The 12,478-nt window shown below is 60.8% G+C and carries 13 protein-coding genes; 6 read left to right on the forward strand and 7 right to left on the reverse strand.

Going from position 1 to position 12,478, the window contains the following annotated elements; translation table 11 throughout:
* Position 1 precedes the first annotated feature (1 nt).
* Positions 2-901 (forward strand): ABC transporter permease, encoded by a 900-nt coding sequence (locus ACX3OZ_RS16445; protein WP_459104931.1) that lies wholly within the window; start codon positions 2-4, stop codon positions 899-901.
* A gap of 270 nt (positions 902-1,171) precedes the next feature.
* Positions 1,172-1,492: a tyrosine-type recombinase/integrase gene (locus tag ACX3OZ_RS16450; RefSeq protein WP_459104982.1), complete on the forward strand. Its 321-nt coding sequence runs from the start codon at positions 1,172-1,174 to the stop codon at positions 1,490-1,492.
* Here the strand turns inward: ACX3OZ_RS16450 and ACX3OZ_RS16455 are convergent.
* The gene (locus ACX3OZ_RS16455; RefSeq protein WP_459104932.1) at positions 1,489-1,800 is read right to left on the reverse strand and encodes an ArsR/SmtB family transcription factor; all 312 of its coding nucleotides are present in this window, start codon (positions 1,798-1,800) and stop codon (positions 1,489-1,491) included. The two genes, ACX3OZ_RS16450 and ACX3OZ_RS16455, sit on opposite strands and share 4 nt — an antisense overlap.
* A gap of 481 nt (positions 1,801-2,281) precedes the next feature.
* Between ACX3OZ_RS16455 and ACX3OZ_RS16460 the strand changes: the two genes are divergently transcribed.
* From ACX3OZ_RS16460 to ACX3OZ_RS16470, 3 genes are all read left to right on the forward strand, one after another.
* On the forward strand, positions 2,282-2,650 hold the full coding sequence (locus tag ACX3OZ_RS16460; protein ID WP_459104933.1) for a hypothetical protein: 369 nt from the start codon (positions 2,282-2,284) through the stop codon (positions 2,648-2,650).
* A gap of 214 nt (positions 2,651-2,864) precedes the next feature.
* Positions 2,865-3,512, forward strand: a complete 648-nt coding sequence (locus tag ACX3OZ_RS16465; RefSeq protein WP_459104934.1) for an AAA family ATPase — start codon at positions 2,865-2,867, stop codon at positions 3,510-3,512.
* Positions 3,513-3,555: 43 nt separating this feature from the next.
* On the forward strand, positions 3,556-5,019 hold the full coding sequence (locus tag ACX3OZ_RS16470; RefSeq protein WP_459104935.1) for a competence protein CoiA family protein: 1,464 nt from the start codon (positions 3,556-3,558) through the stop codon (positions 5,017-5,019).
* 604 nt (positions 5,020-5,623) lie between these two features.
* Here the strand turns inward: ACX3OZ_RS16470 and ACX3OZ_RS16475 are convergent.
* Positions 5,624-5,917 carry a hypothetical protein gene (locus tag ACX3OZ_RS16475; RefSeq protein ID WP_459104936.1) on the reverse strand — a complete coding sequence of 98 codons (294 nt, stop codon included), beginning with the start codon at positions 5,915-5,917 and terminating at the stop codon, positions 5,624-5,626.
* A gap of 100 nt (positions 5,918-6,017) precedes the next feature.
* The gene (locus ACX3OZ_RS16480; RefSeq protein WP_459104937.1) at positions 6,018-6,200 is read right to left on the reverse strand and encodes a hypothetical protein; all 183 of its coding nucleotides are present in this window, start codon (positions 6,198-6,200) and stop codon (positions 6,018-6,020) included.
* Between the two features lie 902 nt (positions 6,201-7,102).
* Here ACX3OZ_RS16480 and ACX3OZ_RS16485 point away from each other — a divergent pair.
* A complete protein-coding gene (locus ACX3OZ_RS16485; protein ID WP_459104938.1) occupies positions 7,103-8,065 on the forward strand; it encodes a tyrosine-type recombinase/integrase in 963 nt (320 codons plus the stop codon).
* A gap of 12 nt (positions 8,066-8,077) precedes the next feature.
* Here the strand turns inward: ACX3OZ_RS16485 and ACX3OZ_RS16490 are convergent, their stop codons facing one another.
* From ACX3OZ_RS16490 to ACX3OZ_RS16505, 4 genes are all read right to left on the reverse strand, one after another.
* Positions 8,078-8,314 carry a restriction endonuclease gene (locus tag ACX3OZ_RS16490; protein ID WP_459104983.1) on the reverse strand — a complete coding sequence of 79 codons (237 nt, stop codon included), beginning with the start codon at positions 8,312-8,314 and terminating at the stop codon, positions 8,078-8,080.
* Positions 8,315-8,329: 15 nt separating this feature from the next.
* Positions 8,330-9,331 carry a LacI family DNA-binding transcriptional regulator gene (locus ACX3OZ_RS16495; RefSeq protein WP_459104939.1) on the reverse strand — a complete coding sequence of 334 codons (1,002 nt, stop codon included), beginning with the start codon at positions 9,329-9,331 and terminating at the stop codon, positions 8,330-8,332.
* Positions 9,332-9,407: 76 nt separating this feature from the next.
* On the reverse strand, positions 9,408-11,519 hold the full coding sequence (locus ACX3OZ_RS16500; protein ID WP_459104940.1) for a beta-galactosidase: 2,112 nt from the start codon (positions 11,517-11,519) through the stop codon (positions 9,408-9,410).
* Positions 11,520-11,596: 77 nt separating this feature from the next.
* Positions 11,597-12,475, reverse strand: a complete 879-nt coding sequence (locus ACX3OZ_RS16505) for a 2-hydroxy-3-oxopropionate reductase (protein WP_459104941.1) — start codon at positions 12,473-12,475, stop codon at positions 11,597-11,599.
* Between the last annotated feature and the right edge of the window lie 3 nt (positions 12,476-12,478).

Below are 12,478 nucleotides of genomic sequence, written 5' to 3' on the forward strand. Positions count from 1 at the left end.
GATGTCTGAAATCAGCCAGATCTCACCGACCGCTATCGGTGCCGCGCATACCAGGGGTAGCGGTATCCGCCAGTTCTTCAGGGATTGCCCTCCCGTTGTTCTGCTGGCGCTGGGGTGGATGGCGGCAATGCTGCTCATCGCCGTCTTTGCCAACTATCTGGCCCCATTCGATTTCAAGAGTGTCAATGTCAAAGCGCGCCTGCTGCCACCTGCCTTCATTAGCGGCGACTGGACCCACCCGATGGGTACTGACCAACTGGGGCGCGATGTGCTCTCACGCGTCATGTACTCAATCCGCATCTCGATGACGATAGCCATCTGCGCTACCGTTCTGTCCACGACGATTGGCGTCGCCCTGGGGTTTTTGGCCGCCTATTTCCGCGGCTGGGTCGACCAACTCATCCAGATCATGGTCGATACCCAGCTGGCTTTGCCCTTCCTTATTATCGCCATTGCGGTACTGGCTTTTGTGGGCGACTCCTTGCTCGTTTTCGTGCTGCTGCTGGGATTCAGCGGCTGGGAGGGGGTGGCCCGCATCTCGCGCGGCCTAGCGATATCGGCCAATGCCCAGGGCTATGCAGCGGCGGCGCGCGACATCGGCTGTGCGCCGGGACGGGTCTATCTGGTCCATATCTTGCCCAATATTGCCGCGACTATTGTGGTGGCGATGACGCTCAACATTCCTGGCGTTATCCTGCTCGAATCGAGCCTGTCCTTCCTTGGAATCGGGGTGCAGCCGCCCGAAACCAGCCTGGGCAACATGGTCGGTTATGGCCGCGAATACATCCAGTCAGCACCATGGATATTGCTGTCCCCATCGCTGATCATCATCATGACAACCGTCTCTGTATCAACGATTGGCGACTGGTTGCGAGATCGGATGGATCCGACATTGCGCTAGCCGGTGATCGCCACCCTATAGCGTCTGCTCGACGACTGAAAAGTCATTGCCTGCGGGATCGACCGGCCCGCGTCGCTGCTTACCGCGCCCAAGCCTCCCACACTTATCGCCGCAACCTGCGTGCTCGCAGGCCAAGGAGCCGAACCTGCATAATTCCAATTGAAGAGAACTTTGCATGCCTGTTGATCCCGCCTTCTTCACGCCCGGCCAATTCTACTGTTTCCTGAACTTCGGCCGAATCCGGGAACGGAGACGCCATGGGGGGCTCGCATTAGTCGGAAATTTACGGAGGCTCTTGTGATGACCTTGGGCGAGCACCGTGTGGAGAAGGATAAGAACAAGACCTTCCACAGCTTCAGGCACTACATCTGCACCAAGCTTGCCACCTTCCAAGACATAAAAGACAAGGTGATTCAGGATATCGTCGGCCACGAAAACATTGGCACGACCGATCGGGTCTATAAGGATCCTACGCCGCTCGACGTGATGCTCGAGGCGATGCGCAGGCTTCCAGATCTGACAGACGCGGCTTATCAGGCCTCGACCGTTCGGAAGATCGTCCCGCCCCGGCGGCAAATGAAGCAAGATTAGCCAATGGTGAGCAATACCTGATCAAACCCGCTGAACTCGGCGTCAGTGGCACTTGCCGAGACCCATTCTGAGAACGCGTGCAATTTGGCGGCGTCAACTGAATAGCGCTTGGTCTTCCCACTGCGCTTTGCCTTAAGGACGCCAGCTTTCTCCAGCTTTGCGAGGTGATGGGAGATTGTCGAAGCAGCCTTTCCGAGGGAAAGATCCGTCGCGCTCATCCCACCTTCGGCACGAACCTTTCGAAATATTTCGAAACGTCTTTTGTCACCAAGGGCCAGAAAGATGGCCATTGCCTCATCATCGGTCATTTCGAAATATTTCGAAACAAAGCTGAAATCCTGAGTTAACTATTTGCGACAAACGCGCGTGACATTCTCGGCAAGGATGTCACGCTAAGTGTCGAGTCCACCCGGACTCATGGCCACCAGTAGGCGGTCGCCGGAGTTGCGGCAAACAACTCCGACGCCCTGACCAGGTGATCATCAACCTGCGTTCACAGGAGAAGCCTCACATGGCTGACCGTATTTACGGCTGCGACAAGATTCGCAGCAACCCTTCTCTTCCCGATCATTGCGACCATTGGACGACTGGATGGCCTGGCGCCTGTGCAATGCACAGCGCCTGGCTGGTATCGGCGCGCGCTTAGCCGCTCCATTTCCTCGCGCATCATTGCTGATTGATCTCGGGCGGATCGCCTGAGGCAGCGCTGCTGCGTATCCAGTTTCCTTTCGAGCCCTGCTCCCCGCGTCTTTGGACGCCACGGCTTGGCTCGTCCTGATGATGGTCAACATGACGAAAATTGCAAAAAATCAAAAAATGCTATGCGGCGGCTCCGAAAAGGCGGCCGGTGACGCTTCCAGTGATGACACGGACGCCGCACCGAAGCCCGCCTCCCTGTTCCGGCCGCGTCCTCACGGCGACGATGACTTCGACCCGCTCGATCTTGCCAACGCGCTCACCGATTACGAGCAGGAGGACTTGCATCCCTCTGCTCTGGCCGACCAGGGCGACGAGGAGTCCATAAATCCATGGCGGTGGTTTCACCCCGATGGCCTCCCCCCTGACGACGTCGACCGGCAGGATCGTGCCATCAGCACCGTCCAGATGGGCAAGCCCAGGACGGTGCTCCTGCCGACGGGCCCAGTGACCTATCACTGACCCGCTGACCAAGGACGGCGTCGGCGAAGCTGTTGGTCGCGATGCTGAGCACCAGCAGAGGGCTCGGCTCAGGCTTGACGCAGACGCCCCGCTCAAGCTGATCGGCCCGGCAACCGAGCACGCCATCGACGAGGTCATCAGTGCGCTTTTTGCCCGTGCACCAGCCTTCGCATCGTTCCTGCAGGCGCTGCGCGACAGCTCTCATCTGGCGCTGATGCGCGGCGCTAACTACTTCCACTTTCGGCCGTTGCTGGTCATCTCGCCTCCGGGCATGGGCAAGACCACCATCGTTCGGCTGTTGGCTGAAGCCACTGGGCTGCCGATCATCCACCTGGACGGGTCAACGATGATGACCACCGTCGATTTGACGGGTGGTGACTCGGTCTTCAGGTCATCCCGGCCCAGCGCGATCTTTCAAGGAATGATCCAGCACGGGGTCGGCAATCCCATTGCGGCCTTCGACGAGATCGACAAGCTCGCCGACATGAGCCGCGGTGCCCGGGAGAACCCGGCAGAGTCCCTGCTGCCATTCCTTGAGCCTTCAACCGCTGGACGGGTGCGTGAGCACTTCCTGCAGATCGATCTCGACCTGCGGTTTTTGAACTGGATCTTGCTCGCGAACGACATCGACAAGGTGCCCAAAACCGTTCGGGACCGCTGCAAGGTCATCCAGATCCCGCCGCTGACGCCCAGGGATCTGGCCGTGGTTGCCGAGGCCGAGGTTCTTCGCCGTCACCTTGAGCCCGAACTCATAGCTCATCTGACCCGCGCTTGTGCAAGGGGCCAGATCAAGAGCCTGCGCAAGCTCAACAAGGCGCTCGATGCCGCAGAGGCCACCCTGCGCCGTCCGCGTCTCCACTGAACCCCATTTCTTGAAAAAATCAAAAAATCGAAAGGCTTTCATTATGACCACCCTCCAGAACACTCCCAACCTTCCCGCTGTTGCCCAGAATGGCAGTGCCGTTGCGACGCGCGGCGGCTCCCTTCCCCCTGCCGTTGGTAACCGCAAAACCCGCCGTGCCATCAAGAAGGTTATCGACGCCCGTGGCGCCGAGCCGGTGATCATGCCGGTCGATGCTCTGCTGGATGGGATGACCGCAGTCGATCTCACTGCGGTGCGGCGGGCCATTGCTCAAGGGCGTGGCAAGGGCAACATTCTGTTCCGTTGTGCCCACTGCAACAGCCCGGTCTACCTGGCTGTTAGCCACACGACCTCGAGCGGAGATGGTCGCGGTGCTCACTTCAAGCACCATGGTGGCACGCCCGCTGACTGCGACTGGCGGACGCCTGACGTCATGCGCGATACCGGCGCAGGCCAGTTCGGCGGCTTGCAGGAAGGTGAGCCCCATTGGCGGCTCAAGCACTGCCTTGCCGACAGCATTCGCTGCGATCCGGATTTTTCCGAGCCGCTCGTCGACAAGCACTTTATCAAGATTGGTGACGGGCACCGCAAGCCGGATGTCTTCACCACCTACAAGGGCAAGCCCATCGCCATTGAGCTGCAGCTCGCGCGCATGTCGCTCACCACCTTCACAGAGCGCACCGCTGCATACCGGGCGGCCGGGATCACCCTGGTGTGGGTGACCAGCGCCCATGAGCTGAGCTTGCTGAACAACCAGAGCTTTCGCGACCTGTACCTTGCGGCTGGTGGGCGCATACTCGCGGTCGATGCGGCGAGCTATGAACGCTCGGAAGAGACCAGCGTCTTGCACCTGCGCGAGCTCTCGCTTGAGCCCTGCATCCAGCACCCGTTTGCGGTGTACAATCGCTGGCGCAGCCGCATGGTTGGACCGGATGTCATCTTCATGCCAGACGGGCAGCGGCACGCCGAGGGCCAGCGGGCCTATGCTGCGGCACTGGCGGAAAAGCTGCAGGCCAAGGCGCCCGGGCTCACGGAGACGATCGCCAGCACCGTCGCGTCCGGGGCAGACCTCACCCTCGTGGCAGCGGAATGGAGTGCGCTGGCCAAGCTTGTCGGTGCGCGCGAACTGCGGCAGTCGATCCAGGACGAGCTGCCGCGCGTGCTGCGCTGGCTGCAGGCGGTCGAGCGGCTGAACAACGCGACCGGCCACGATAAGGAAGTGGCCGGCAAGGTGGTGGCGGCCTGTGCTGCGGCGATCGTTGCAGGTCGCATCGGCAAGCACTGGGTCCCGCTCATCGAACATGTTGCCGATGCCGTGTCGGCAGTTGCTGCCGTGCTCACTCCCGAGCTGCGCACCAAGATGACGAGGCTCAAGGCGTCAGGTGGCAAGCTGCACCCGATGCACGCCTATCACCGCCACATGATCTCGGCCCTGCATCCGTGGCTTGCTTTTTGGCTGCTGGCCAAAGCCCCCAACGGCATGGCGCCGCATCAGCGCCTGCCGTAATTTCTCCTCTAACCCTAACACCGCAATTGTTCTGCTTCTGGCTCCTCCGAGAGCCCGAAGCAGAACGGCTCGGTTACTCCGTTCGACCAATGGGTCTCAGGGTAACCGACCCGGTGCGGCCGGCAAGCCGGCCTTATCAACGACGGAAGGGATCGGAGATCCCTTCAAAGATGCCGTTCCGGCAGCCACCAGTCAAAAACAAGAAGATCGAGCCAGAGGTTGACGCCGGAGAGGTCCGCCCACACTCCCCAACCCCAGCTTCCATCGAAGCTGGGGCAAGCGCCGAAGGCGCCTGTGGACAAATCCGGAGTCAAGTCGGCCTCCGGGCCCCATTCTCAAAATGTGCGCGACAGCGCAAACGGCGCCGCATCATCTCTCTGGTCTAGCACTAGCGGACCAGATCCCTTCAAGCGGCATTATGAGGAAGGGAGAGGCAGACGACCTTGGCGGCCGAAAACACAAGAAGTCCCAAGTCTGAATTGGGGCCGAGAGCGGTCCGTGGGCTTTTAGCACGTGGGTGCCGATAGCTGACGCGGCGCCAGCACATGTGAGAAATCGAAAGCCGTACGCCATCTTTTGAAGCGGTGAGTGCGAAAGCGAGTCCCTATCGCAACGACGATGGCCACGTCCGACGGTCGTCGAATTCAGGCCCGGCATGTGCGGCAAGAGTGGCATCTGAGCATTCGAATCCATGACGCGCAAGAAGGTCGAACTCCTCGATCGACAACCGGTTTAGCGCGGTCGGATGTGCAACCGCCGCCTTGGTCAACTCGTCGCTGAGGTACGCTGAATGCTCCCACTCCGGTCGGGTAACAGCTGCCTGCATGTCGATGTCACGAATTGACTTGCCCATACGGACGATGACACCCCTGATGACTCCGTGCTCGAACTCGCGCATCAGCATCCTCGACCGAACGTGCCATCCGGCCATTGGCCAGAAGCTTGGCGACATTGCTGCGCGCCACCGCCAGATGCAGATTGTCGGCTCCATAGGTTTCTTAGGCAGATTTGACCTGCGTCTGCAGCGCGGCCAGTTCGCGCTCCATCCGCGCGATCTGCTGCCCTGATGGGGTCGGTGTGCCGGCCCCCCTGCCCTTCTTAGCTGTCGCCGGCTGATTGTCCGGTGTCGCTGCGCGAATGGCGCGGGCGAACATGATCGAAAAATTGTTCTGTCCGATCATCAGGTCCGCCTCTTCGATTGAATGTCGGCGTTCCCCAATTCGGCACCGAATGGCCGACTGAAATTGGACAGTCTGCAACCCGAAGCTGCCCGCTGTGATGCAAGCCTGCGAGTCCATTTATGCGAGCATCCCAGAGTACTTGCGCACTATAAGCGAGCGACGAGACGTCTAGCGGGCAGCCCAATTGGTACACAATCTCAAGCCGACGCGACATTGCTGTCCGTCAGCCGACAGTTGATGTTCCGGCCCGCGGGACGTCTGAGCGATATGGCGGATACCGCGACTCCAACATCGTTGGATCCCCTGCTGCGTTCAAGAGGGAGGGCATCGTCCAGGACAAGGCCGACCATGTTGAGCGCTTTGACGCCCGATCTTGCCAAGTTTCGGTGGTTCCGATTAGGTCTTCTCGCTTCAACAAAGGTGCCCTAACCATCCTTAAGTAGGGTGTTCCGAATCCGTATTCTCGGTACCGCCCCGGAGGGGGGCCGAGAATACGGCTGGATATGGTGTTTTGATGAGCAAAGCGAACTTGCCGCCCTGATCGAGAATCGATCGAAGGGCGGTCAAAATACCATGTCCAGCAAGCAGCGATCCACCTTCCGGATTGCTGCTGTGAATGCATGGACTGGTGAACGAAGAGAGCCTGCCACCCTGACCAACGGTCGAGGGGTGGCCAGTCCAAGCATTCACCGCCTGTTCTGCCGATTGGTCGAAGACCTTGCCGCCCTGCCCGCGAGGGCGAGGGGCGGCAATCGGCGGAACAGGCGCATAAAGAACACCTACATTAAAAGTCAGGGGCACCCGTTTCCGAATTTCATGCAGATGCCCTAGCCTCATCGCGAGCGAACCACGGTGAAGAAATGAGCAGTTCCCACGCGTCCCCGGACCAAGTTGTTCTCGTTATGAAAGCCGCCAAGTCCTTCAAGCGCGACTATGCGGTTAGCAGCGTCAATACGTACCGACGCATCATTAATGCGACGTGGCAGTTGTATGATGAGGCGCTTTACGAGTGTCCCGCTCACCAGTTTTACCAGCACAGGGCCGCTTACCAGTGGGCTCTGCGAAACCAGATCGACGCGGCTCTTGCGCTTGCAGCCGAACAGCGTTTGACAGACGAAGAAGCTGCTAAGTCCACTTATGATCGAGCTGTCAGATTGTATGAGCACCTTCAGAGCATCGGGAGCTTCACAGCCCCTAAAGGCGCTCGAACATCTTTGGGCAAGAGCAAGCGCAAGGGACTGAATACGCTTCCAAAGGGTTGGCTGGAGACATTAGTAAACAGTCTTGGGTTGAATGATGCTGCTGCGATCCTGGTAACGGCAGTCGCCGGACTGCGTCCCGCCGAAATTGAAAAGGGCGTCGAAATCATCGCTGACTCTGAACAGCTCATGAGATTTGATGTTATGGGCGCGAAGGTCACCGCGACCTCGGGTCATGCCGCAAGGTCCTTGTGGTTCGAACCAAACGAAGAACCCGTTGCAAAGCGGCTTTGGTCCATGGTGGTTCAGGCTGGAGGGCGGCTGCGCGTGCAGATGAAAGTTCGCACCCTGCACAAGGCCATTGTCAGAGCGACTAAACGTCTGGGGCTCAAGGGCATAAGCAGCTATACGTTCAGGCACCTTCTGGCGTCTAATTTGAAAGCGTCGGAAGCGTTCGATGATGTAGCAATCGCCAATGCTCTGGGGCACCGCAGCACCAGGACGCAGCGCCACTATGGCACCTCTAGGCAGGGCAAGGCGGGCGGAACTGCCCTTGTCAGGGCGAAGGGAAGCGAGATTGTCCGCCAACCCATCCGCTCCCTGCATCCGGAGCACGCCCGAGCCATAGGTGATCAAAAGACGCCGGCTTCTGAGCCGGAGCTCTAGCATCTTGAGGTGTCACACCGTCCCTAATATCTGATCAAGCGTCGTGGCCGTCAAAAATGGCACTTCGAGAGCTTTGAAGTGCGCGGTCCCGCATTTAATTTGCGCCTTTTCGGCGTCCCGCAGTGTGTTCAGGTCGCCTTTGCTCTCGCTTACCAGATACACGTCCTCACCGGCGTCATGCCGGCGGATGATAGCCCAATCTGGATTGTAAGTGCCAAGGGGCGTTGTAATCTTGAACCCTTTCGGCAGCTTGGCGGACCTTGGCTATGCGGTCTCCGGCCTCACTGCTCCAGGCCCGGCACCGGAGGACTGCCGCTCAATTAGGTGGCCGCAGAACATCATGCGGATCGGAACGCTCGGGTTGATGCGCTCGTGGATGCGATCATCGAGCACGCGGGCCAGGCCAGCACCAATCTCGTGCCCCTGGGTTTTTACCGTGGTGAGGTTGGGGGTGATCTGGGTGGCGGCCGAAAAGTCGCCGAAGCCGATCACCGTGGCATCCTGGGGGATCTTGTAGCCCATACCCATCAGTTCCGACATGGCGGTGAGCGCGAGCCCGTCATGGGCACAAAAGAAGGCGGTGGGCTCGAAGCCTTCGTGCAGCAGTTCCCGGAAGCGGCCCATGAACATCTTCTCGGAGTCGAAGGTGAGTTGGCGCAGTTCCACGTCTGGGTGCTGTTCGATCACCTCGCGCAGGCCATAAAGGCGCTCGATACGCCCCCGGTAGTTGGCCGAGCCCTGAACATAGGCGATGCGGCGGTGGCCGAGGCCGATGAGATAATTGGCGACCGCAGCGCCCGATTCATGGTCGGTACCGTGCACCATGTCGAAGCGCTCAAGCGGATCGATCCAGCCATTGAGTGAGAGCGGAATGCCGAGTTCCTTGATCCGGTACTTGCTTTCATTCAGATGCGGTCCGACCATGGAGATACCGGCGCAAGTGCGGGCAAAGGCCTCCACCTCTTCTGGCAAATGCGTCCAGATCATGCGGGTCTGGTAGCCCCGGCGCGCCGCCTCGGCCTGAAAACCGGACTGCACCAGCACCTGCAGTTCGGAATTCACGAGGTCGGTGTCGTGGAAGACAATGCCGAGCACGTTCGGCGTATTGTCCTGCACGGGCCGCAGATAGCCGAGTTCGGCGGCGACGGACTGAACCAGTCGGCGTGTGTTCTCACTGACCCCGCTCTTGCCCGACAGGGCGCGCGAAACGGCAAATTTCGACAGCCCGGTTTTCTCGGCGATGGTGGCCAGAGTGATGCGCGCCAATTTCAGTTCCTCGTTTTAGCGGCTGCTGTTAGTCCTTCCGTCAGAATAACACAACCTAACGTTGCGGCCGTGGATGTTATGTATCGCTCACCTCGACGACCAGAACATCGCGTGGTGCTATGGTGAAGCTGTCGCTGTCAGGTTTTTGGCCGACCGGCCAGTAAACGCTGGTAACGACGATCGGCTTGCCATCGACCGCAACGGAGACATTGGCGGTTTCACGCGTCGGATTGAGCAGCCACAGCACCTGCCGATCGCCTCCCTCATGCAGTCGCGCCTGAATACGGTTGTCGGAAAGCGCAACGCGCGGCTTGCGGCCGGCCCAATCGAGAACAGCCGCGAAATAGCCAAGGTTATTGGCCTCGCTGCGGGTGAAATAGCCGACTCCCGGATGCGAGCCGACCAGCAGAGTACGTCCATTGCCGAAGTCATGCTCGACGACCGCGATCCGCCCGTCGCTGAAGGTGCCCAGAGCGCGGCCGCCCTGCGGCGTGTAGGACTGCAGAAAGCCACCGCCGCGGACCGGCTTGCCCCGGAGGTCGAAGGCAATGCGATCGCCGATATCGGGCATGAACTCCACCTCGTCCTCGCGCACACCGAAGACGACGTCGAGGCCGTGGTTGGGCTGGACGGTACCGACCTTGCCACGATCGCCGAAATAGCCGGGCGTAGCCTCCGAGATCAGGGCCCCCCCCTGCTCTACCCAGCGCCGCAGCGCTTCGGCAGTGCGGCCGGTCATGGCGATGGGATATGGCGCGTAGAGCGTATCATAGCCGGCAATGTCATCGATATGCACCCAGTCGGCCTGAATACCGTTGTCGAAAAAGCCGCGATAGGCGCCCCACATTGCCTGCCGGTAGGTTTCCGGGCAGTGCTTGTGATTGAGCAGATAGTCCCAGGCCTGCGCCTCGGGGATCACCAGCAGGCCGATATCGCCCTTGACCGGTCGGGCTTCAAAGAGGCCCTTCTGGTCGACTGCATTGGCCCATTTGGCGAGGGTGCTCGCCATATCCGAACGCGGCGTGCGGCTGCCATCCATGCCATAGGAGCCGAAGGCGCCAAATAGCGGACCGTCGAGCAGCGGGCGATAGCGCAGGTTGAGCACGCCGGTGGCGCCGGCGGCGAAGGAGGTCATGGTAAGGAGCCGAATGTCCTCGGGCTCCATGACGCGGGCATCCTCCTTGTCGCGACCGAGCACCTGCGGCTGCATCCACAGCGGACCACCGGGGCGCTCGGCGTGCCACCACTTCTTGCCGCGGGCGGCGGCACGGGTGAGGTCCGGGCCGAAAAAATTCTGCCAGGGTTTGAAGCCGCGGCGTCCGGGCACCCAAGTCAGGCCATAAAGCTCAACCTTGGATGCAGCGAGCCAGTCGTCCGAGCCATGGGAGGCCATGTTGGGGATGGCGCCGCCGACGCCATGGGCGGCAATCATGCAGTCCTGGTCGATGGCACGGATAGTATCGATGCGCCACTGCATCTGGCCGTAGTAGTTGTCGCGCTTGAACTCGAGCCAATCCAGGTTCTGTGGATAGGCCGCAACCTCACGCGGAGCCCGGATGTCGTCCCACTCGGCATACGAGTAGCGGTACCAGGCGCTGGCGAGGCTATCGAGGTCCCCGTATTTTTGCTGAAGCCAGCGGCGGAAATCAGCCTGCATCCAGTCGGAATAGTCGACATCGGCGGAATAGTTCACCTCGTTCCAGACGTCGTAGCCGAGCAGTGCCGGATGGCCCTTGTAGCGGGTTGCAAGAGCGGTGAGGAAGGCGCCGGCGGCCTCTTTCACCTCGGGGCAGTTCAGGGTCAGCGAGCCGGCACCGCCGCCATTGTGAGCGAAGCCACCCACGGCGGCGCTGACACCCATGATCGGCTCAAGTTCACGGCCATCGGCGCGGATCTGGCGGGCATGGGCGAATTTGCGCCAGGCCCAGTCCGGCACCGTGTGGGTGAGTTCTGCGATAATGGTCTTGATGTCGTGCTTGGCAGCAAGGTCCATCTGCCGGTCATAATCCTCCCAGTCGTAGACGCCGGGGCGGCGTTCGATGGCCGACCACATGAACCAGTGCCGGAAGACGTTCAGCCCGTCGTCGGCAGCGACGCCATAGTCGCGCTCCCAATCCTCGCGCGGCGGGTTGGACTTGCGAAAATAGACGGCGCCAAACGGGGTCTGCGGCAGCTTGTCGAGCGGCATGTCGGTATTCTCCGGCAATGGGAAGCCGTGCGGCGCCATACAGACGCCGCCAAGGCTGCCTCAATATAAAAGTCGGGCTAGTCGGCGCTTGCGCCGGCCAGGGTTTCAAGCGTGCGGATCAGGGCGGAATGGTCCTTGTCGCCATCCCCAAGCGCCAAAGCTGCATTCATCAGTTGTGCCGTCGCCGCAGTGTTGGGGAGGGCGACCTCCAGCGCCTTGGCAGCATCGAGCGCGAGCGCTAGGTCCTTGCGGTGAAGGCGGATGCGGAAGCCTGGATCGAAAGTGCGTTTGATCATCCGTTCGCCGTGCACTTCGAGTATGCGGGAGGAGGCGAAACCACCCATCAGCGCCTCCCGCACCTTGGCAGGATCGGCCCCCGCCTGCCGGGCGAACAGCATGGCTTCGGCGACGGCCTCAATGGTGAGGCCGACGATGATCTGGTTGGCGACCTTGGCGGTCTGCCCGTCACCGACGCCACCGACATGGGTAATGGTCTTGCCCATCAGTTGGAAAAGCGGCAGGGCACGCTCGAAGGCTGCCTCGCTGCCGCCGACCATGATGGTCAGGGCAGCATTCATGGCCCCGACCTCGCCGCCGGAAACCGGCGCATCGAGGTAGTCCACGCCCTTTTCCGCGAGCCGCGCCGCGAACTCCTTGGTGGCCACAGGAGAAATCGAGCTCATGTCGATCACCAGCGTGCCCGGGAGCATCCCATCGGCAACGCCCCCCGCGCCGAACAGCACCGCCTCGACGTCGGGTGTGTCGGGGACCATGAGGATAACCACATCGGCCGCCGCGGCGGCTTCGCCGGCGCTGGCGACCGCCTTGGCCCCAGCATCGACAAGGTGTTGCGAGACTGGCTTCACCCGATGCACGAATAGCTCGTGGTCGCCAGCCAGCAGGTGTCCAGCCATCGGGCGGCCCATCACGCCCAGTCCGATAAATCCGATCTTCATGGC

The organism is Devosia sp. A369 (assembly GCF_054489345.1).